This is a genomic window from Corynebacterium sp. c25Ua_47, from assembly GCF_039907205.1.
In the GTDB taxonomy this organism is placed as follows: domain Bacteria; phylum Actinomycetota; class Actinomycetes; order Mycobacteriales; family Mycobacteriaceae; genus Corynebacterium; species Corynebacterium hiratae.
Genome location: NZ_JASBOH010000012.1, coordinates 32,649 through 53,832, shown reverse-complemented (window position 1 = coordinate 53,832; position 21,184 = coordinate 32,649). Strand labels below are relative to the sequence as shown.

At 62.4% G+C, this 21,184-nt stretch carries 22 protein-coding genes; 2 read left to right on the top strand and 20 right to left on the bottom strand.

Features of this window, described 5'->3' with window-relative positions:
• Positions 1-72: 72 nt before the first annotated feature.
• The 16 genes from QKE52_RS10975 to QKE52_RS10900 form a co-directional block, all read right to left on the bottom strand.
• Complete coding sequence (locus QKE52_RS10975) at positions 73-861, bottom strand: DegV family protein (RefSeq protein ID WP_046648993.1); 789 nt, start codon at positions 859-861, stop codon at positions 73-75.
• Positions 861-1,559, bottom strand: a complete 699-nt coding sequence (locus tag QKE52_RS10970) for a histidine phosphatase family protein (RefSeq protein ID WP_070517903.1) — start codon at positions 1,557-1,559, stop codon at positions 861-863. Before QKE52_RS10970 ends, QKE52_RS10975 begins: the two co-directional genes overlap by 1 nt.
• Entirely contained in the window at positions 1,556-2,023 is a 468-nt protein-coding gene (rsfS, locus tag QKE52_RS10965; RefSeq protein ID WP_046648992.1) for a ribosome silencing factor, read from the bottom strand. Before rsfS ends, QKE52_RS10970 begins: the two co-directional genes overlap by 4 nt.
• Before the next feature lie 96 nt (positions 2,024-2,119).
• Complete coding sequence (gene nadD / locus QKE52_RS10960) at positions 2,120-2,737, bottom strand: nicotinate-nucleotide adenylyltransferase (protein ID WP_049156470.1); 618 nt, start codon at positions 2,735-2,737, stop codon at positions 2,120-2,122.
• On the bottom strand, positions 2,730-3,578 hold the full coding sequence (locus QKE52_RS10955; protein ID WP_070701350.1) for a cutinase family protein: 849 nt from the start codon (positions 3,576-3,578) through the stop codon (positions 2,730-2,732). The genes nadD and QKE52_RS10955 overlap by 8 nt, the downstream gene beginning before the upstream one ends.
• A gap of 10 nt (positions 3,579-3,588) precedes the next feature.
• Positions 3,589-4,494, bottom strand: coding sequence for a cutinase family protein (locus tag QKE52_RS10950; RefSeq protein ID WP_049156476.1), 906 nt, complete (start codon positions 4,492-4,494; stop codon positions 3,589-3,591).
• Between the two features lie 193 nt (positions 4,495-4,687).
• Complete coding sequence (locus tag QKE52_RS10945; RefSeq protein WP_070509975.1) at positions 4,688-6,079, bottom strand: ATP-binding protein; 1,392 nt, start codon at positions 6,077-6,079, stop codon at positions 4,688-4,690.
• A gap of 102 nt (positions 6,080-6,181) precedes the next feature.
• Positions 6,182-7,450: a glutamate-5-semialdehyde dehydrogenase gene (locus QKE52_RS10940; RefSeq protein WP_347948795.1), complete on the bottom strand. Its 1,269-nt coding sequence runs from the start codon at positions 7,448-7,450 to the stop codon at positions 6,182-6,184.
• A 74-nt stretch (positions 7,451-7,524) separates the two neighbouring features.
• The gene (locus QKE52_RS10935) at positions 7,525-8,031 is read right to left on the bottom strand and encodes a DUF1707 domain-containing protein (RefSeq protein ID WP_175973456.1); all 507 of its coding nucleotides are present in this window, start codon (positions 8,029-8,031) and stop codon (positions 7,525-7,527) included.
• Positions 8,031-8,936: a D-isomer specific 2-hydroxyacid dehydrogenase family protein gene (locus QKE52_RS10930; protein ID WP_347948794.1), complete on the bottom strand. Its 906-nt coding sequence runs from the start codon at positions 8,934-8,936 to the stop codon at positions 8,031-8,033. The genes QKE52_RS10935 and QKE52_RS10930 overlap by 1 nt, the downstream gene beginning before the upstream one ends.
• Before the next feature lie 13 nt (positions 8,937-8,949).
• Positions 8,950-9,879 (bottom strand): D-isomer specific 2-hydroxyacid dehydrogenase family protein, encoded by a 930-nt coding sequence (locus QKE52_RS10925; RefSeq protein WP_347948793.1) that lies wholly within the window; start codon positions 9,877-9,879, stop codon positions 8,950-8,952.
• Positions 9,879-11,039, bottom strand: a complete 1,161-nt coding sequence (gene proB, locus QKE52_RS10920; RefSeq protein WP_232751595.1) for a glutamate 5-kinase — start codon at positions 11,037-11,039, stop codon at positions 9,879-9,881. Before proB ends, QKE52_RS10925 begins: the two co-directional genes overlap by 1 nt.
• Before the next feature lie 91 nt (positions 11,040-11,130).
• Positions 11,131-12,660: a GTPase ObgE gene (obgE, locus tag QKE52_RS10915; protein WP_070701338.1), complete on the bottom strand. Its 1,530-nt coding sequence runs from the start codon at positions 12,658-12,660 to the stop codon at positions 11,131-11,133.
• 160 nt (positions 12,661-12,820) lie between these two features.
• Positions 12,821-13,099: a 50S ribosomal protein L27 gene (gene rpmA, locus QKE52_RS10910; protein ID WP_010190882.1), complete on the bottom strand. Its 279-nt coding sequence runs from the start codon at positions 13,097-13,099 to the stop codon at positions 12,821-12,823.
• A gap of 43 nt (positions 13,100-13,142) precedes the next feature.
• Positions 13,143-13,448 carry a 50S ribosomal protein L21 gene (rplU, locus tag QKE52_RS10905; RefSeq protein WP_010190885.1) on the bottom strand — a complete coding sequence of 102 codons (306 nt, stop codon included), beginning with the start codon at positions 13,446-13,448 and terminating at the stop codon, positions 13,143-13,145.
• Positions 13,449-13,649: 201 nt separating this feature from the next.
• Entirely contained in the window at positions 13,650-16,901 is a 3,252-nt protein-coding gene (locus QKE52_RS10900; RefSeq protein ID WP_046648983.1) for a translation initiation factor IF-2 N-terminal domain-containing protein, read from the bottom strand.
• A gap of 157 nt (positions 16,902-17,058) precedes the next feature.
• Between QKE52_RS10900 and QKE52_RS10895 the strand changes: the two genes are divergently transcribed.
• The gene (locus tag QKE52_RS10895; protein WP_049157132.1) at positions 17,059-17,862 is read left to right on the top strand and encodes a hypothetical protein; all 804 of its coding nucleotides are present in this window, start codon (positions 17,059-17,061) and stop codon (positions 17,860-17,862) included.
• On the opposite strand, the gene arsB is transcribed toward QKE52_RS10895, so the two are convergent.
• Positions 17,859-18,923: an ACR3 family arsenite efflux transporter gene (arsB, locus tag QKE52_RS10890; RefSeq protein ID WP_049157134.1), complete on the bottom strand. Its 1,065-nt coding sequence runs from the start codon at positions 18,921-18,923 to the stop codon at positions 17,859-17,861. The genes QKE52_RS10895 and arsB overlap by 4 nt on opposite strands.
• Positions 18,924-19,035: 112 nt before the next feature.
• Between arsB and QKE52_RS10885 the strand changes: the two genes are divergently transcribed.
• On the top strand, positions 19,036-19,386 hold the full coding sequence (locus tag QKE52_RS10885; RefSeq protein ID WP_046648980.1) for a metalloregulator ArsR/SmtB family transcription factor: 351 nt from the start codon (positions 19,036-19,038) through the stop codon (positions 19,384-19,386).
• A gap of 120 nt (positions 19,387-19,506) precedes the next feature.
• On the opposite strand, the gene ndk is transcribed toward QKE52_RS10885, so the two are convergent.
• The 3 genes from ndk to QKE52_RS10870 are packed head-to-tail and all read right to left on the bottom strand — an operon-like array spanning position 19,507 to position 21,178.
• A complete protein-coding gene (gene ndk / locus QKE52_RS10880) occupies positions 19,507-19,917 on the bottom strand; it encodes a nucleoside-diphosphate kinase (protein ID WP_039676402.1) in 411 nt (136 codons plus the stop codon).
• 59 nt (positions 19,918-19,976) lie between these two features.
• Positions 19,977-20,288: a hypothetical protein gene (locus tag QKE52_RS10875; RefSeq protein ID WP_347948792.1), complete on the bottom strand. Its 312-nt coding sequence runs from the start codon at positions 20,286-20,288 to the stop codon at positions 19,977-19,979.
• A 5-nt stretch (positions 20,289-20,293) separates the two neighbouring features.
• Positions 20,294-21,178, bottom strand: a complete 885-nt coding sequence (locus tag QKE52_RS10870) for an alpha/beta hydrolase (protein ID WP_347948791.1) — start codon at positions 21,176-21,178, stop codon at positions 20,294-20,296.
• Positions 21,179-21,184 lie beyond the last annotated feature (6 nt).

Genomic DNA, 21,184 nt, shown 5'->3' with positions numbered 1-21,184 from the left:
TCGAGGGCTTAAGCCGCAGCCTGTGGATAACTTGTTGAAGACATCAACAACGTCTTTAGCTCGGCTCCGCCGTCAGCTAAAGACCGCGGAGACGCCGATGGCTCCGGGGCCGACGTGGACCGCGAGGACGTCGGTAAGCGGCACCAGCATGAAGGATGAATCCGGCAACGCCAAGCGCAGCAGGTCCTCCAGCCGGCGGGCCGAGACCTTGTCTTCGTTGTACTGGACCACGATGAACGCCGGCTTGCCCTCCGCGCGGGAGGCCACCAGATCCACGAGCTTGGTAAAGGCCTTGGTTTGGGTGCGGGTCTTGCCCACCATCTCCAGCTTGCCGCCCTCAATCGCCATGATTGGCTTGGTGGCCAGCAGCGCGGTCGACAGCATCGCCGTGGCCGCGGACATGCGCCCAGAACGGCGCAGCTCCTCCGTCGAGCTGAGATAGACCAAGGTGTGCCCGCGCTCGAGGGTGTTGATGGCGGCGGCATAGCACTCGTCGAGTGAGGCGCCTTCCTGGGCAAGCTTCGCTGCGGCCATGGCAGCGGCACCCATGACCATGCCCGCGGTGCCGGAATCGATGACGCGCACGGTGTCGGGGAAAACGCCGGAGGCAGTCACCGCCGCCGACCACGTCGAGGACAGTTCCTTCGACAGGTGGATGGCTAGCACCCCGTCATCGCCGGAGCGCTCCATCTGACGGCCGTATAAAGCGGCCAATTCGAGGGCAGTCAGACCCGAGGTGGACAGCTCCGCGCCATCCTTGCCGTGGCTTTCCATGACGTGCAGGTCCACGACGCAGATGTCGAGCTCCTCGACGATATCCGCCGGCAACCCCGCGGCGGAATCGGTGACGACGCGAATCACTAGACGTCCGCCCCGGCGCCACCAACAACGGCGCCGCCCATGTTCCAGCCGTCGAAGTACCACTGGGCGCGGCTGACGTTCTCCGGGGTGAATTCCAGCGGGGAGAGCGGACGAGCGGCATCGAACTCGGGCCGCGCGGTCAGCTGCGACCAGTGAGTGTTCTTCAAACCAGAGAGAATCCCGTACTGGTGGTGCTCAAGGCCCAATAGGTGGCAGGTCAGCGCGGAAATGGCGCCGCCGTGCGCGACGACAAGCACCGCGCCTTCATCCCAGTCGGAGTGCTCCTGCATGAGCTCATCAATGACCGGGCGGGCTCGGTTGGCCACATCGACGCGGCTTTCGCCCTGCGGCGGCGCCCAGGTGGGGTCGTGGCGCCACAGCGCACGCGCCCCGGGGTACTGCTCATCCACCTCGGCGGAGGTCATCCCCTGCCACTCCCCCAGGTGGGTTTCACGCAGGCGCTTATCGACGGTTACCGCAAGCCCCAAGTGACGGGCGATGATTTCAGCGGTTTCGCGGGCACGGATGAGGTCCGAGGCGACAACCGCGGTGATGCCTTTATCCTCGAGCAGGTCAGCGGCAGCGCGCGCTTGGGAGTACCCTACGTCCGACAGCTCGGTGTCCAGGTGCCCCTGCATCCGTCCGGTGGCGTTGTAGGTGGTTTGCCCGTGGCGGATGAGGAGGAGACGGCGGGTCATAATTCGTCATCTTCCGGCTCTGGCTGGGCCAGGGGAATCTCATCGATCGAGTCCACGTCGCGCGGGTTGACTTCATCAGACCACTCGCCGGGGCGTTCCGGGGTGTCCAGACCGGGGATGTCGAGAAGCGGGCAGTCGTGGTAGAGGCGATCCAGGCCGTAAAACTCGCGCTGATCGTTGCGCTGGACGTGGACCACGATGGGGCCGTAATCGAGCAAGACCCAGCGGTTCTCGCGATTGCCTTCGCGGCGCTTGGGCTCAAAGCCCTGCTTGGTCAGCTCGTCCTCGACTTCCTCGACGATGGACGCCACTTGGCGCTCGGTATCGGCGGAAGCCAAGACGAAGACCTCGGTAATCGCCAGCACGTCGGAAACGTCAATAGCGGCAATGTTGGTGGCCAGCTTTTCATCCGCAGCCAAGGCGGCGGTTTCCGCCATCTGGCGTGCTTCATCAGTAATCGACATGACAATCCCTACACAAGTACTTTTCTCTTAAGAACTCTAGTCTTACACGACAAGGCGCATTTTCCTAGTCGAATTCCCCCCGCCTCTGCGCGGATACTACAGCGGTTTTTCCGGGTGCGGGCTGTAGAGGTGATTCTTGGCGATGTATTGCACCACCCCATCCGGCACCAGGTACCACACCGGCTGGCCCTGCTCGGCGCGGGCGCGGCAATCGGTGGAGGAAATGGCCATGGCGGGAATCTCGATCAGCTCGATGTCGTCTTGGGAGCCCTCCGGCAACATGTCCTTGCGTAGCTCGTAGCCGGGGCGGGTCACGCCGACGAAGTGCGCCATCTCCAGCATCTCTTCCCAGTTCCGCCAGCTCATGATGGAAGCGACAGAATCCGCACCGGTAATGAAGTAGAGCTCGGCATCGGGGAAAAGCTCGCGCAAGTCCCGCAGCGTATCGATGGTGTAGGTGGGGCCCTCGCGGTCAATGTCTACGCGGGAGACGGTAAAGCGCGGGTTTGAAGCGGTGGCCACCATGGTCATCAGGTAGCGATGCTCGGCGGCGGTGACCTGCTTATCTGCCTTCTGCCAGGGCTGGCCGGTGGGCACAAAGACCACCGTATCGAGGCGGAAACGGTGGGCTACCTCGCTAGCAGCGACGAGGTGGCCGTTGTGGATCGGATCGAAGGTGCCACCCATGATGCCGATGCGTTGTGGACTAGTCATGGCTGGTGAGTATACCGGCCACAGCATCAATGACCTGCACGTCCTGCTCGGTAGGCTCCCCCAGGAAGTAGGAGGCATGGCGCTTGGCCTTCGTGGCTAACGCTCGGTTGGCGGCTTCCGGGGAGAAGTCGCAGACGAAGTCACCGTCCAAGCAATAATCGACGGAGCGGTGCTCCGGTAGCCCGGCGCGGTTCTGAACCCACGGCACCTGGTGGAGCGGATTGCCGAACGTCAGCACTGCATGCAGGCGCCCGGTATCAGCGAGGTAGCTTTGGGCGCTTGTCGCGACGAGCGCGCCCTGCGAGTAGCCGGCGGCCACCCAGCGCGGGTGGCAGCCGGTGGTGGATTCATAGTCTTCGACCACCTTCGGGGCGTTGCGGACACCGGTGCGCAGACTATCGGCGGCTCCCAGTGTCACCGAGTATGCCAACTCCCCGATGGGGTGCTCCTGGAGGATCTCCACGGTTCGCTGCACGAGTTCACGCGGGCCGAGGTCCTCACCCTCCTGCGCCAAGGGTGGCAGGTTCATGGCGGCGGGATAGGATTCCGGGTCGAGCGCTAGCACATAGACGCCATCCATAGCGCCCGGGTGGCGCTGCTCAACCTGGTGGAACAGCGCAGCAAAGTTACGTCCCTCAAAGCCCGTGGACTCTGGCGCATGCACGGAGTAGCGCTGCGGGCCCACGTATTCGCCTTGCTCCTCGTTCTGGTCCGAGCCGCGCGCGACAAGCACCGCGGTGTCGGGGCAGGTGTCGATACCGCCCGCCGAGGCCGCAGGAACGTTCAGGAGAAACGCTGCTGCGCCAAGCGCGGCACACATGCTAAGAGAAAGAGGCTTCACCCTTTCCTGTTTAGCGGAAACGAACGCTGTCTACCATGCGGCCGATGGAATCGTAGACCTGGTTATCCCACTCGTGGTAGGTGAAGAAGTACTGGCCGTGGGAGCCGCCAGTGGGCTTAGCGGCGTAGAGGGTATGGGCGGAGAGATCGCACACGGCATCGAGGGGCAGGCAGTAGTCCACGCGGCTGACGTTGGCGCGCATCTGCGGGAAGTGGCCCATCGGGCCGCCTGCGCCCTGGGTCGCACCGACAACGGCCGGATCCCCGGCGCGGGTCAGCGGGTTGCCAAAGGTCACGACACCGGCGAGCTGGCCGCGGTGGGCTAGCTCCAGCTCGTGGTTGGACAGGACCATAGCACCTTGGGAGTAGCCGGACAGGATGTACTGCGGGTGGCAGCCGGTAGCGGCCTCGTAGTTGTTGATGGCGCTGGTCACGCCGCGCTTGCCGGTCTGTACGGAGTACATGAACTGGTTGATGGCGGAGACCGCGGTGTTGATGACCGGGTTGGCGTACTGTGCGGCTAGGCGCACCAAGTCGGCCGCGGTGGTGGGAAGCGACTCGTTCGGCACGGAATACTCCGGGTACGTCGCCGGATAGTATTGCGGCTCCAGCCCCAGCACGTAGACATCCTTCATCAGCGAGTTGCCACCGTGTGTTGCCTGATAGCGCGCTTCAGCGCCGTGCAACATAGCGCGAATGGATTCGCCTTCCCACCCATTGGAGGCTCGGCCACCCTGGTTGGAGTACTGCGTGGGATAGATCTGGCCGTTCTGGCCGGAGCCGCGCGCGGCGACGACGACCACGGCGGGGCACTGTTCGTCGGCATGCGCGGCGGGTGCAGATACGGTGTTCGGGACGATGAGGGCGGCCGCGGCCACGACGGCGGCGGCGACGGAGGAAGCAATGCGGGACAGCATGAGCGGAAGGCACCAATCAGTTCTTTGTTATTACCGCGCTTTAGAGTACCCAGTCCTGTCCCGCCGCGCAGCACGAACCCCACACAAGGCGAACAATCTACTCGAAAAGTTTTCGAGTAGGATGTTTTGCGCAGGTCAGGCTCGAAAAATTCCTTTCGAGTAGCTTTCGAGTAGCTTTCGAGCTCTACTCAGCTCACCCAAAAGGCCCCTCAACAAACCACACTGCCCGCGGATCGCGCGGACCATTACCCCTCCATTTCACAAGCCCCTTGTCACGCATGGCTTGCAATGCACGACGCACAGATGGAATTGACACGCCAAGAGCTTCGGCCACTTCTCCCGTAGACATTGGACGTGCGCTCGTTTCCAACGCTGCCAACGCCCCTTCAGCATGGCGGGGCAAATCCTGCAGCACTTGCTCGTTCAATCGTTGAATTGCCTTCAACGTCAGAACAACGCTGCCACTGGTCTGCACATAAGAGGGATCAGCAAAACCGACGCGGCGCATACCAGCGAACATACGCCGGATGCCCTCGCCCAGTTCTTGGCCTATGCGTAACTCAGCAGTAACGCGTGCAATGAGGGGGTTACGCGCGAAACGTGCTATCGATTCAGGCTTAGCGGGATCAACAAGACCCGGAAAACGTCCGGGGCTAGAAATCTCAATCCGACTGGGGTACACCTCAAATCGAATATGATCACCCGACATACTGTATGAACGGTGCACAACAGCGTTAACTAGGCCTTCCAGCCACACATCATGCGGAATGAGATTCTCGTCCTCAAATAACCCCGCCCCCGACAACCTACGAACCGTCGGCAGCATCCCACCGATTACCTCTTGTGCTGCACGGATCTGATCAGGCAACGGACCATCAAAGCGACGGTCTTCCATCAACTGCTGTTGCTGACCTGGCAGGCGCTCATCTTCTGCGAAGCGAAGTACTCGGATGTGAGCATTCGGGAAAAACTCTTGCGGATTCTTTCCAAACAGCAAGAGCGCGGCGGTCCGCGGACGCCCCTGGCGGTCAATCAGATTCCGCGCGTTGAGTGAATCTACGCCGGAAGACGAACCGATAATGTCAGCGTAATTTTCGACTAAGGACATATCGAGATCTTCTGAGCTAGCATGCGCCGGCACAGTAGCATCGTACTGCTGCTCGCCCTTGGTGTATCGAAGCTCGAGGATGTCATCGGCCTTGAGATGCCTAGACTCGTCTCCCACCCGCAGGTAGCACTCCCCCGACCTCAAATAGTGAACACGTTCGCTGGGCAGGATATGAAAGAGGAACACCTCTACGCCTTCGTCAATTTCGAGCGTTTCAATGCGAACTTTAACGGTCGGATCCGTATGGTCCAACGCGGTCTGCCGCAAATCGTTCCCCTGCCCCGCTGTGGGGCGGCCGTCAAACTCACGATCCGTAATCCCCACGGCAACAATGCCACCCTCAGCGTTAGCCATTCCGACGATTGTCTTTGCCAAATCCTTGGGCTTGATTCGGAACGATTTACGATCGAACCACTGATCTTCGGGCACGCTCAAGAGCAGCTGTGGCTCTTCGTGAAAGTTTCGAGTTACGCTCACAGAGCAACATCCTACTCGAAAAGTTTTCGAGTAGGATGTTTTGCGCAGGTCAGGCTCGAAAAATTCCTTTCGAGCAGCTTTCGAGTAGCTTTCGAGCTGCCTCTAGGGGCGCGTCTGGCCGGTGCCCTGCAGCACCCACTTGGTAGACGTCAGCTCCGGCAGAGCCATCGGGCCGCGCGCGTGCAACTTCTGAGTGGAGATGCCGATTTCCGCGCCCATGCCGTAGACCTCACCGTCAGTAAACGCGGTGGAGGCGTTGAGCATGACGGCCGCAGCATCCACCTCGTTGGCGAAGGTCAGCAGCACGTCAGCGTCCTGGGCGGCGATGGCCTCAGTGTGGCCGGTGGTGTACTCAGCAATGTGCGCGATGGCGCCGTTGACGCCATCGACCACCTTGGCGCAGATATCCATGGAGAGGAATTCTTCGCGCCACTCTTCGTCGGTGGCCTCCACGGCGTCCTTAACGCCGAAGGCTTCGAGCTCCTTCACATCGCCGTGGATGGTGACGCCTGCCTCCTGGAGGGAGGTGATGATGCGGAGCTTGGCAGCGGCGTCAAGCGCGGCGTCGATCAGCACGCCCTCCGTAGCATTGCACACCGAGGTGCGGCGGGTCTTGCCGTTGATCACCATATCGATGGCCTTGTCCAGGTCAGCGGAGGCATCGACGTAGAAGTGGCAATTGCCGGTACCGGTCTCGATGGCGGGGACGGTGGCGTTTTCCACCACAGCGTTGATGAGGCGCGCGCCGCCACGGGGGATGACCAGGTCCACCAAGCCGCGGGCGGTGATGAGATCCTGCACGGAATCGTGGGTCTCACAGGGCAGAAGCTGCACACCTTCGCGCGGCAGATCGAACTCCATAAGGGTGTCCTGGAGGAGCTCCACGAGCTTGGCGTTGGAATTCTTCGCGGACTTGGAACCGCGCAGCAGCGGCACGTTGCCGGACTTTAGGGCCAAGCCGAAGGCATCAACGGTGACGTTGGGGCGGGCCTCGTAGACCATGCCCATCACGCCGAGCGGCACACGGACCTGCTTCATCTGGATGCCGTTATCCATGGTGCGGCCCTGCAGAATCTCCCCTACCGGGTCCTGGAGGGAAGCTACCTGGCGCAGACCGCCGGCAATGCCCTCGATGCGGGCGGCGTCCAGCGACAGGCGGTCGACGAGGGACTCGGACATGCCATTAGCGCGGCCGGCCTCGATATCGAGCTGGTTAGCAGCGAGGATGTCCTCGGTGTGCGCGATGAGGTTCTCGGCGGCGCGGTTCAGGATTTCATTCTTGCGCGGGGTGGGCAGCTGCGCGAACTGCGGCGCCACCGCCTTGGCGGCGCGGGCTTTGGACAGAACTTCTTCACGTTCGGTGTTGCTCATGCCATACCAGCGTACGGAAGGTCTGCCCGCTTGTCAGGGATTCTGTGCCGCTATGGGCGCGGATCGGCCCTTAGTTAGGCCTCGAGCTCGCGGCGGCGCTCCGCCGCGGCACGCAGGCGCTCGGCGCGCTTTTTCTTTTCTCCTTCGGAAAGCTCATCAAAGAGCTCTTCATCCGACTCGCTGAACTTCAACACCCCGCGCGCAGCCCAGGAAGCGAAGAACGCGATGACTGGCGAGATCCAGAAATAGCTCCAGTCAAAGACGAAGAGGCCTAGGAAGAGCGCGATCATCGCCACCGACCAGATGACGGAATCCACTATCTGCACCTTGCGTCCGCGGGAGAGCATATCCTCCAGCTCCGCCTCGTGGCGGGTAGCGGGTGCTGTAACACGTGGGGTGGAAAGCTCCGGCAGGTCCGCAAAGAGCTTTTCGACGTCTCCGCGCGTGCGCGCCGCGGCAGCCTCGCCGGTGCGCTGCTCAAATTCATCGGGGCCTAACGTGCCGTTGACGAAATGCTGGCTCAACTGCTCCAGGGCCGCAGAACGCTCAGCATCACCAACGCGGATATCGGGATTCTCCATTAATAACCTGCCTTCGGGTCAACCAGGGTAGGCAGCTCCTCCCCCGCCGCGAAGGCCTTAGCCACCTTGATGGTGTGCGCGCCAATCTTCTCGCGCACGGAGCGCTGCGTATTAGCAATGTGCGGGGTGATAACCACGCGCTTATCCTGCCACAGCGGGTGATCCTCCGGCAACGGTTCAGGGTCGGTGACGTCGAGTGCCGCACCCGCGATCTCCCCTGCCTCCAGTGCCGCAACGAGGTCCTCGGTGTTGATGAGTGGGCCGCGGCCCACGTTGACCACCACGGCATGCTTCGGCATCTGCTGGAAAGCCTGCGCATCCACCATGTGACGGGTCTCCGGGGTCAGCGGGGCGATAAGGACGAAGTAGTCCGCCTTCGGCCAAACCTTGTCCACCTGGGAAATCGGGTAAGTCTCCTCCGCGCCCTCGACCGGGTTGCCGGAGCGGTTGACCGCGATGATGCGCGGCCCAAAGCCGGAGAGCATGCTGATCAGACGCTTGCCAATGCCACCGGCACCGATAATCGCCACCGTCTTGTCGTCGTAGAGGTAGGACGTGTGCGCCTCCATCTCTGCATAGGAATCGAACGTGCCGTTGACGCGGCGGTGCGCATGCAGCTGCGCCAGGAGCAGCGCGATGGTGGATTCAGCCACCGTGTTGTCATAGACTCCGGCGGCGTTCGACCACGGCACGGTGGTCGCCTTCATGGCATCCAAGACGTGATCCACGCCCGCCGAAGGAATCTGCACAAAACCAATGTTCTCCGGCAGCGGCTCCGGGAAGTCAGTGCCATCGCCGGTGTAGATGAGGAAGGAGGCCTCATCAAGCGGGGCGCGCTCAAACCCCGCGGCATCGAGCACCTCGATGGTTTCCTCCCAGGGGTGTGGTTCGATGGCGTACTTCATGAACATCCTCCTTTTAGTAGCCGGCGTCCGGATCGACGCGCGTGGGCATATCCTCGCCGCGCTCCCATGCGGCGGCGTTGGCATTGAAGATAGCACCCAAGTGGTACTGGGCCACGTGATCCGATGCCGCCATGTGCGGGGTCAGCGTGGCGTTGGGAAGCTCATAGAGCGGGTGGCCATCCGGAAGCGGCTCCGGATCCATGACCTCGAGGCCCGCTCCGGCGATCTCGCCCGTGCGCAGTGCATCCACGAGATCATCAGTCACCACGGTGCTGCCGCGGCCGACGTTGATAAACACCGCCGAGGGCTTCATGGCGCGGAACACAGCGGCGTCAAAGAGAGCTTTCGTGGCGGCCGTCGCCGGCAGGATGCTCACCACGAAATCCGCCTCGCCCCATGCTTCATCGACGCGCTCGATGGGCAGGGTCACGTCCGCGCCGTCCACTGGGCGGCCCGAGCGGTTCACCGCGGTGATGTGCACGCCAAAGGGCCGGAGATAGGCCATGAGCTGCGTGCCGATTCCTCCCGCGCCCACGATGAGCACGCGCGTAGGCCCCTGTTGGTCATAGAGCCAGGCCTGGGATTCATCGAGCTCACGCGCCACCGACCAGGACTTCGCCAGCGCGAAAGCCTTGTGGTGGTGCGCCTGGGAGAGCATGAGCCCCAGCGCGGATTCCGCCACGGGCTTGGCAAAAGCGCCGGCGGAGTTGCACCACGGCAGGCCATCCGGCCGGATGAGCCCGGCCTCGATATGGCGGTTCACCCCGGTGAAGCAGTATTGCACCCACTGGATATTCTCCGGAATCTCCGGGGTCTGCGCCGGGTCCGAGGCGGTGTTCACAAAGACCTCGGCTTCCGCCAAGCTCTCCACGCGCTCGTGCCCGGCTGCGTCGATATCTGCCACGGTCGCTGCCCACACATCGGGGCCCATGAAATAGCGCATTAAATTCGGGACGCGAAATTGGACAGGTAGTCGGCGTGAACAACCGGGCGGCGCATGTCCTCCGGCAGCTCCTCGGTGTGCTTGCCCAGCAGGTTGCGCAGCGTGGCGGAGTCATAGCCCACCTCACCGCGGCCAATGACCTGGCCCTTGGGGCCCATAATGTCCACGATCTCACCGGCGCTGAACTCACCCTTGATATCCGTGATGCCCACGGCCAACAGGGAGTTTCCGCCGCGGACCACGGCTTCCATGGCGCCCTCGTCGAGGCGCAGCGAGCCGCCGGTATCCGCGCAGTAGAGCGCCCAGAACTTCCACGCAGACAGGCGGCGCTCCTCACGGGTGTGGAAGACGGTGCCTACGGAGGCGTCGTCAAGCGCCTGTCCGATGTTATCCGCCGAGGTCAGCAGCACGGGAATGCCGCCGCGGGTGGCCAAGCGCGCAGCAGAGACCTTCGTGGCCATGCCACCGGTGCCGACCTTGCCGCCGTCACCAGCAACAACCGCCTTGAGGTCCTTGCCGGTGCGCACCTCCTCGACGAACTTGGCATCGGGCTCCGCCGGGTTCTTGTCATAAAGGCCGTCCACGTCGGAGAAGAGGAAGAGGGCATCCGCGCCAACCAAGTTGGCCACGAGCGCGGAGAGGCGGTCGTTATCACCGAAGTGCATCTCGGAGGTCGCGACGGTGTCATTCTCATTGACGATGGGTACCGTGCGCATCTGGCGCAGGCGGTCAATGGTGCGCTGGGCGTTGCGGGCGCGATCGCGCTTGCCGACGTCCGACGCGGTCAGCAGCACCTGCCCAATGGTCCGGTTGTAGCGGGCAAAGGATACACCCCACTCGTAGGCGAGGTGGACCTGGCCCACCGCGGCAGCTGCCTGCTTGGTGGCGAGATCGGTGGGGCGCGTGGTCAAGCCCAGCGGGCCCATGCCCGCGGCCACCGCACCGGAGGAGACGATGATGATGTCCGAGACATTCATGCGGGCGCACACGGCGTCAACGATCTTGTCGATCTTCTCGGTCGAGGTCACGAAGTCATCGCGCGTCAACGAGGAGGAGCCGATCTTGATGACGATGCGCTTGGCTTTGGAGATCTCCTCACGCAGGGGTGAGGAGAAACCACTGGATTTTTCCGACAGCGTGGTCGTCTCCGGATAATCCATATCCGGGGTTGGCCCCTCGAAGGGTTCGAGGGGAAGCGGGTAGTCGATCTGGTTGTCGTGTTCGGATGACATACCGGCTCAGTATACCGGGCTAGCCCTGCCAACGATCGCGGTTCGCGGACTCGCGCGTGACCTCTCCATCCGTGCCATAGTCAAACTCGTCGACGAGACCGCGGCGTGCCTGGGAGGCGCGCTTGCGCTCGGCGGCGGAGACACGCTCGGTGCTCATGAGGCGGCCATCCTGTCCGCGGCCAGCATCGGTCGCGCGGCCACCGGCCATGGGCTCGTACTCGAAGGTGATATCCCCGATGGTCACCGGGCAGCCTTCCTGCGCGCCTTGGCGGTGCAGTTCCTCTTCGACACCGGCCTTGGCAAGGCGGTCCGCAAGGTAGCCCACGGCCTCGTCGTTTTCGAAGTCCGTCTGGCGGATCCAGCGGTCGATCTTTTCGCCTTCGACGATGAAGCCGCCCTCCACCTCGGGGTCTGGGGTGACGGTGAAGTCGGCGAACCTGCCCTTCTTTTTCTTGCCCACGGACTTCGGCTGAATAATGGTGTGGTTCTTGTCCGCGGCGACCTTGGGCTGAGCCTTGCGGTGCTCGTTGACCATCTCCATGAGCTTGTACTTCAGCGGGTCGAGGCCCTTGCGCGCGACTGCGGAAATGATGAAGACGGGCCAGCCGTACTTCTCTTCGAGGTCACCCTTGACAAATTCTGCTAGCTCTTCGGCCTCGGGAATGTCCGCCTTGTTGAGGATGATGACGCGCGGGCGCTCGCGCAGATCCCCCAGGCCGGTGTCCTGCTCCAGCAGCTCTTGGTACTTGGCCAGCTCGGTCTCGAGCGCCTCGATATCAGAGAGCGGATCGCGGCCCGGCTCGATGGAGGCGGTATCCACCACGTGGGCCAGGACCGCGGTGCGCTCGATGTGGCGCAGGAAGTCAAGGCCCAAGCCCTTGCCCTCAGCGGCCCCAGGGATCAGGCCCGGAACATCCGCCATGGTGAAGGACTCATGGCCCATGTCCACCACGCCCAGGTTGGGCTGGAGGGTGGTGAAAGGATAATCACCAATCTTCGGCTTGGCCGCCGAGAGAACAGAAATAAGGGAGGACTTGCCCGCGGAGGGGAATCCGACGAGGCCGACGTCCGCCATGGACTTCAGCTCTAGGATGAGATCGCGCGCCTCACCCGGTTCTCCCTGCAGCGCAAAGCCCGGAGCCTTACGAGCAGCCGAGGCCAGTGCTGCGTTACCAAGTCCGCCGAAACCGCCCTCCGCAGCCACGAAGCGGGTTCCCGGGACCGTGAGGTCCGCGAGCATCTCCCCATCCTCGGTATAGACCACGGTGCCTGCCGGCACTTCGAGGATGAGGTCCTTGCCGCGCGCGCCGTTGCGCCAGTCGCCAGCACCGTTGCCGCCACGCTCGGACTTGATGTGCGGGCGGTAGTGAAAGTCCATGAGGGTGTGGATTTGGGTTGAGACCTCCAGCAGGATGTCTCCGCCGTGGCCGCCGTTGCCACCATCGGGCCCGCCGAGCGGCTTAAACTTTTCGCGGTGAACGGAGGCGCAGCCGTGTCCGCCATCGCCTGCCTGCAGGTGCAAAACCACTCGGTCAATGAATCGTGCCATGCCCGCTAGTCTAACGGTTCCTGGCATACCGTCCTAGTTGGGCACTACCGGGGATCTGAAGCCCACGGCCCCTTTAGTCTTCTCCACGCTCCCCCGCCAAGGCGTCCGCGTAAAACGACAAAATCCCGAGCGAAAAGCTCGGGATTAAGCCATGAGGCTCTTAGGCAGTTGCTTCTGCAGCAGCCTCTTCAGCCGGAACAATGTTGACCAGACGACGGCCGCGCTTGACGCCGAACTCAACAGAGCCTGCAGCGAGAGCGAACAGGGTATCGTCGCCGCCGCGACCAACGTTCTCACCCGGGTGGAACTTGGTGCCGCGCTGACGCACGATGATCTCGCCGGCCTTAACCTGCTGACCACCGAAGCGCTTGACGCCGAGACGCTTGGACTCGGAATCGCGACCGTTGCTGGAGCTGGAAGCACCCTTCTTGTGTGCCATGTGGTTTCCCCTCCTTCAGGGATGAATTAGTGCCGGTTAAGGCTTACTTGATACCGGTAATCTTCAGCGTGGTCACCGGCTGACGGTGACCGAGGCGACGCTTGTAACCAGTCTTGTTCTTGTACTTGAGGATGTCGATCTTCGGGCCCTTGCCCTGCTCGACAATTTCAGCGGAGACGGAGACCTTCTCGAGGTCTGCGGCCTTCGACTTGACGGTTGCGCCATCGACGAGCAGAACCGGGGTGAGAGCAACGGAGGAACCCGGCTCACCCTCGATCTTCTCGACCTTGACGAGGTCACCTTCAGCAACCTTGTACTGCTTTCCGCCGGTCTTGACGATCGCGTACATAGAGGGCTACCCCTTATCTAAACTCGGCTCGCTAGCAGCTGGGTGGTGCCGCTAACGAATGGACATTGGACATTGGCGTTTAGAACCACATCCGCGAGAGACGTGCGGAAACCGCAGCGCGTCCCATCGAGCGCATTCATGGTCTAAACAGCGACTGTCAAAGACTACCCCGTGAGGGGGCGAAAAGGCAAAACGCCTTTTCTAGCGCGACCTGCGCCGTGCTACTCGACGCCTCCCGCGCCCGCCCCTGCGCCTTGTCGACGCCGTAGTCTCCTCGCGCTCCTTCGCCTCAGTGCTGTGCTCCGCGCCCCTACCGCGTTCCTTCGGTGCCGGCGCGGATTGGCTCTGCGCCATCTTGCGCACCACTCGGCGGCGACCGCGGCTGCGGGTCGCGCGCACGTTCATGTTCTCGCCCGACTCCGCGGCCTTGCGCTCTGCCTTGGCCTCCTTTTTAGAGGTGGCCAGCGGAGCGTCCTTGGCTGGGGTCTCGTCCTGTGCAAAGTCTTCGCGCTTCGGGCGAATATCCGAACGGGAATTTCCGCGTGTGCGGCGCTTGCGGCGCGGCGAGTTCTCGAAAGCCTCGACGGCTTCCTCGTAGGTTGGCTCCGAGCGCTGTGCGGAGGACTTCTTCTCCGCTTCAGCGTTCTTAGCGTTCCTATCCTGCTTGCCTTGCTGCGCGCGCAAGCCCTCACTCGTCTCCTCGCGCTGTGGCTCCCGGAAGGTACGCGTTGCCCGGCGCGGCTTGCGCGAGCGCTTCTGCTTGGATTTCGGCTTCGATCGCTTCGCTTCCAGGCTTTCCGCTACCGCGTAGCCAATGGACGCGCTATCCGGCGTCTCCGCGTCATCGTCGTCCACGACGACCACGCTGGCCACGAGTTCCTCCAGCGAAGATTCTTCGTCGCGCGCTGCTTCTTCATTGTCAGCACGGGCAGCCTCATGCTCGGAAGCGGCATCGTCGTCCTCGCGATGCATACGGACGGCGGCCGGGTGCTTCTTCGGATCGCGCTGCGGTGCACGGCGTTCCTTACGGCCGCGGCGCTGCGGCTTCGAGTTATCCTCTTCCGTCTCCTCATCAACCGGGTACTCGTGAATGATGATTCCTCGGCCATGGCAGGCCTCGCACTCGGTGGAGAAAGTCTCGATGAGGCCGGTGCCCACGCGCTTGCGCGTCATCTGCACCAAGCCCAGTGAGGTGACCTCAGAAACCTGGTGACGAGTCCGGTCGCGCCCCAACGCTTCCTTGAGGCGGCGCAGCACCAGATCCTGGTTTTCCGGCAAGACCATATCGATGAAGTCCACGACGATCATGCCGCCGATATCGCGCAGGCGCATCTGGCGCACGATCTCCTCGGCCGCCTCGAGGTTATTTCGCGTCACCGTCTCTTCCAGGTTGCCGCCGGAGCCGGTGAACTTGCCCGTGTTGACGTCAATGACCGTCATGGCCTCAGTGCGGTCGATGACGAGGGTGCCGCCAGACGGCAGCCACACCTTGCGGCCCAGGGCCTTCTGCAGCTGCTCATCAATGCGGTAGGCGCTGAAGGCATCCTCGCCATCGTGCTCGCGGGCGTCGTATCGCACCACGCGGTCGGCCAAGTCATGCGCCATGGAATCAACGTAGGCGCTGACCGTGTTGTAGGAACGCTTGCCGTCCACCACCAAGGTGCTGAAGTCCTCGTTGAAAAGGTCACGCACCACCTTGATGAGCAGGTCCGGCTCTTCGTACAGGGTGACCGGCTTGGCGCCCTTCGTTGCCTTTTCGTGCGCGGCGCGGGCGCTAATGTCCTCCCACAATGAGTGGAGGCGGTTGACGTCGGACGCGATGTCCTCCTCCGACACGTTTTCCGCTGCGGTGCGGATGATGGCGCCGCCATCCCCCGGGATGACGCGCTCCAGAATCCCCTTGAGGCGCTTGCGCTCCGGCGCCGGCAGCTTGCGGGAAATGCCCGCGCTGCGCCCGCCCGGCACATACACCAGGAAACGACCGGCCAGGGAAATCTGAGTGGTCAAACGTGCGCCCTTGTGCCCGATGGGATCCTTGGCCACCTGGACCAGGACTTGGTCACCGGACTTCAGCGCGTTTTCCACCTTGCGGCTGCGCCCACCAATGCCCAGGGCGCGCCAGTCGATGTCTCCCGCGTACAGCACGCCGTTTCGGCCCTGTCCGATATCGACGAAGGCGGCCTCCATCGAAGGCAAGACATTTTGCACGCGGCCCAAGTAGATATTGCCAATCTGGGAAGGGTGCGTCTCGGTCGTGACAAAGTGCTCGACCAGGAGATCATCCTCCAGCACACCAACCTGGGTGATGATGCCAGCGCCGTCGGTACGCTGCTTATCGCGCACCACCATGGTGCGCTCTACAGATTCGCGGCGCGCCAAAAACTCCGCTTGGGAGACGATGTGCTGGCGCTCGCGGCCCTTCTCCCGCAGCTCCGCACGGCGGCGACGCTGCGCCTCGATGCGGGTTGAGCCCTTAATCGCCTTCGGCTCGTCGATGTGCTCGACTTCCTCGCGGACTACCCCGCGGCCTTCTGCTCCGCGGCCACGAGAGGTACCGCGGCTGCCGCGACGGCGACCGCGCGGCTGGCTTGCCGGTGCCGAATCTTCCTCGATTTCTTCCTCGCGTTTTTCTGACTTCTGACGCTTGGCCAGCGGAGTGATCTTCGGCGCCATGAAGACCGGCGCGAAGTCGTACACGTCCGGGTCTTCCTCAGCCATCGGGGTGATCAGCGGAGTGAGCTCGTCGTCCTCGTCGCTATCACCGGCCTCGGCGAGCGCCTCGTGCAGCATTTCGGCATCGACCTTGTCGACGATCTGCGAAATCTCGTTATCAACGTTCTTGCGCACGCGCTCGCGCAGCTTTTCTTCTTCCTCGCTCAGCTGCTCCGGCTGCCCGGCCTGTTCAGTATCCTGTGTCGAGTCCTGTGCCTGTGCAGCTTCCTGCGGCTCCCCCGCGCCATCCTGTTGCGCAGCAGACTCTTCCGGTGCGGGTTCCTCTGCCTGCTCCTTCGGCTCAGCCTTCTTGCCTGCCTTGCTCACGCGCTTCGCCGCGCGCTTGGTGCGCTTCTTCTTCACCGTCTTCTCCGGCTTTTCCTCAGCCGGGGCTTCAGTAGTTTCTTCGACAGGTTCTTCGGGGGTCTGCGCAGCATCGGCCGTGACTGCAGCCTGCTCGGCGTCCTCGGCGGCGGCCTGATTGGTGTCCTCAGTGGCTGGCACGAGGGCATCGATAAGCTGACCCACCTCCTCCGGCGTAAGTGTGGATTGTGCGGACTTCTTGATGCCCATCTCCGCGAACTGGGCCACCAATTCCTTGGAGGCCACGCCCACCTGCTTAGCCAAGGCATAAAGGCGAGTCTTAGGCGCGAGCGCCTCGCGGTCAATCCCCGCTACAGCCGCGGCCAACGTCGATTCAGTGCGTGCTTCTTCTGTTTCTGTTTTCTTCTTGGATGCCATCAGTGGCTAATCTCCTGACGTTGTGCTCACCCCGGGCGCAGGTTGCCGCCACACGGCGGTGAGACTTTGAAAAAATTCTCTTCATCTTTATTTAGTTGTCAGTGCCTTCCATTCTGGCACAGAGCTCGACCGAGGCTCACATGTTAGTATCGCCGCTATGTCCGACAGCGCGCCCACAAACACACCGGCAGAGCGGAAAATACCTGTCCACGCGCCACGCACAGTGGCGCAGGCGCGCGCTCGTAACGAGATTGCACTGCGGGATATTGTGACCGTGGCCGTGCCCGCGGGCATCGCCTCCGGCCTTCGCGCCGTTGACCTCCCTTACCCCTACGCGGTCCCGGTCTACGCGGTACTCATCATGGTGATGCTCTACGGAGTCTTCCGCATCATTCGCAGCGAGCCGAGGTTGGTGCAGGCCTCCCAAGAAGAGTACCGGGCGGGCGATTACCCTCTTCTCGCCTATTTTCTACCGGTGCTTGCTATCTTCTCCCCTCTCATCACTGAGGGAATTAAATCCACCGGGATTATCGGCGATGTCTCACCCAACCCTATCCTTATCGCCGCTGGACTTACTGCTTTCTCCATCCCTGCGTTCATCTTCGGTGGCCGCGCTTTCGGTACCACCTCCTACCGAGTGGGCAAGCGACGCATCAAGGCCATCACCGAACAAGGAAGCCTCGAAGGCGTCACTCAAGCGAGCATCGCCGCAGTAGAAACTCACCCGGAAGTCCTCAGCGGGCTAGTCGCCGCCGGTGCAGTCACTGGCAATACCACCTCCATCTCTGAGCTGGGGCGGCTGATCGGCTACGAGGAGGGGCTCGAAGAAGAACTCCGTGAACTCGAAGCGGCCGGCGTGGTGAAACTGCCTGGTCTCATCAAGTGGAGTGGTGAGCGGACCTTTAACATCACTCTGACCGAAGCTGGCGTGCGCAGCATGGACGCTGCACGCACGCGCTAGCGCGGAAGAGTGGCATCTCCCGGGAAGAGTTTCGGGCCAATCCAAAGTATGAAATAGACCAGACCAACGAGGACTGGAATCTCAACAAGAGGACCAATCGTTCCGGCAAGGGCTTGAGCAGACATCGCTCCGAAGGTGCCGATGGATACTGCAATAGCAAGCTCAAAGTTGTTTCCTGCTGCAGTGAACGCCACGCTGGCAGACTGCGCGTAATTCATGCCAACGGCCTTTGCTACGCCCAGCGACAGCACAAACATGCCCACGAAGTAGATAACCAGCGGCACGGCCACGCGCACTACCGTTGCTGGCTGCTCCACAATGTGCTCGCCCTGCAGGGAAAAGAGCAACACAATTGTGTACAGCAGACCAATCATGGCCAGGGGCGATACGGCTGGGAGGAAGCGGTTCTCAAACCATTCCCGTCCTTTTACCTTTTCGCCCCACACGCGAGACAGCGCACCCAACAGGAACGGTATGCCCAAGAAGACGAGTACGGCCTTGACGATGGCCCAGAAGGAAAAGTCAGCGCTCGTCGTGTCCAGGCCCAGCCATCCGGGGAGGACGCGCAGGTAGAACCAACCCAGAACACCAAACATAGCGACCTGGAAGATGGAGTTCAGGGCGACAAGCACAGCCGTTGCCTCGCGGTCAGCGCATGAGAGGTCCGACCACACAAGCACCATGGCGATACAGCGAGCAAGGCCCACGATGATGAGGCCGGTGCGCAGCTCCGGCTGGTCCGCCAAGAACAGCCACGCCAGGGTAAACATAAACGCCGGCCCCACCAGCCAGTTGAGGACGAGCGATACCGCCATGAGGCGGCCATCCGTGGCAATTTCCTTGGTCTTCTCGTAGCGAACCTTGGCCAAGGGTGGGTACATCATGACGAGGAGACCAATGGCGATCGGGATGGAAATCCCGCCGATTTCAACGGCGCCCAAGGCTTGGCCAATCCCGGGAATGAAGTGGCCAATGAGCAGTCCGGCAGCCATCGCCAGAATGATCCACATGGGTAAAAATCGGTCAAGAAAAGACAACTTCGGGCGCTGCGACACAGCCATGTCCCCCCTCCTTCGACGTTAAACAATGGACAATACAAACATGCAATATACAGCACGTATTGATACGCGTCAATATAACGTAGGGTGCAAGGATAACCCCTATACTGATCGCATGGCTTCCTCTTCCACGCCCGAAACCAGCGCGCCCAGCACTGAGTGTTGCTCCTTAAGCACAGGCCCGCTCAGCGACGCCGAGGCGAGGCATTTTTCGCAGCAATTCAAAGTGCTGGCAGACCCTGCCCGCCTGCGTCTTTTGTCCATCCTGTGTGATGAAGGCTGTGGGCCCATGAGCGTCACGGAACTCACCGAGCTCACTGCGCTGAGTCAGCCCACGGTCTCGCACCACCTAGCGCGCCTGCGGGAAGCCGGCTTGCTATCCAGACAGCAATGCGGCCGCACCGTCACCCATCAGGTGCACAAAGACGCTTTTGCGGCCTTGCGCACGCTGCTGTCGTTCGACTAACCGGTACCTGATCGGATCTGCGCTCGAGCACACAGGACGGGTTCGGGTTAAGGGTCAGAAATGACAAAAGCCCGAGCGCTATGCTCGGGCTTCGTTACGCGCTCAGCGCGGTAATCATAGTTAGAGGTTCGGGAACCAGATGGAGATCTCGCGCTCAGCGGACTCCGGGGAGTCGGAACCGTGGACGACGTTCTCGCCAACGGTCAGAGCGAAGTCACCGCGAATGGTACCCGGGGTAGCCTTCTCCACCGGGTGGGTGCCACCGGCCAGCTGACGCCATGCGGCGATGGCGGACTCGCCCTCGACGATGCCAGCAACCAGCGGTGCGGAGGTGATGAAGTCAACGAGCTCGCCGAAGAAAGGCTTGTCCTCGTGCTCGGCGTAGTGCTTCTTTGCGGTCTCCTCGTCGGCGACGCGCAGATCCATGGCGACGAGCTTCAGGCCCTTGCGCTCGATGCGGGAGATAATCTCGCCCACGTGGCCGTTCTTGACGCCGTCCGGCTTGATGAGAATCAGTGTACGTTCAGTCATAGGGCACATAGTACAGAATGGGTGCTCCCGCGTCCTGCCAGTGGGCCAATTATTAAGCGCTACGTAAGACGTTGCACGATTTCCTCCGCGCGCTCATGGCTCGTGCCACGAAACCACAGCTGCACTTGGCGCACGGCCGTGCCGTATTGACCGCTCTCCAGCAGGCCTTTCAGATCCTCGCGCTGCCACTCCTCCAGATCCGCAAACTCCACCGGCTTCTCATCGCGCTGCTGCTTGAGCATGCCGACGACGAGGAAGACGAAGGCCGGGATTAGCAATGCAAGCGGAAGCGCGAAGCCACCAAAGTACAGCTTGGTCACGAGAGCAGCGATGCACAACAGAGCGGACAGGCCGTAAAGAAGAAAGAGCATGCCGGCTAGTCTAGCGCGTTGAGCGTCGACTGCAGCCAGACGCGAGAGTTCATGAGCAGGCGTTTCGCCGCCGCGGTATGGGGAGCCCACAGCTCGAAGGCATGCACGCCGCCGTCTACGACCTCGCATTGCGTGGGCACGCCGGCAGACTTCAGACGCTCGGCGTAGTCCACAATTTCGTCGTAGAAAAGCTCACTGCTCCCCGCATACAGCCACGCCGGCGGTAGGCCGGTCAGATCCGCGCGGCGGCCGGGCACAGCATAGGGCGCGTTCGGGTTTCCGTTGACGTAGAAGCGCCACGCCTGCGCGTTGGAGTCCGCATCCCAGATAGGGTTGCGGTCGGTGGAGGCTGTGCGGTCATCGAGCATCGGGCAAAACAACCACTGGCCCACTGGCTGAACTCCGCCTTCGTCGTAAAGGCGCTGGCACAGTGCTGCGGCGAGCCCTCCCCCGGCGCTCTGCCCGCCGATAACAATCCGATCCGGGCTGATTCTCAGCTCTTCCGCATGCGTGAGGAGCCAGTGGTGGGCCGAGTGGACGTCGTCAAGCGCGGCCGGATAGGGGTTCTCCGGGGCTAAGCGGTAGCGCGGGGCGACGACGGTGACTCCAACCTCCGCGGCGGTCTCCTTGAGGTGTTTGACGTCTTGGCGCGGATGGCCCATGAGCAGCCCTCCGCCGTGGATCCACAGCACCGCGCCGCGCGGGTTCTCCGGGCTATAGATGGTCGCGTGGATTTCGGTGTTCTTCACCCGCCGCGTGCGCACGCCCTGGATATAGGGCGCGGGCCAGAGCGCTGGCACGATGCGCCCGGCGCGGCGGATCAGCGGATTGGTCGGATCCCACAGCGACATGAATGCCGCGCCCGCGCGCAGCTCGGGCCGGATATACACCGCAGC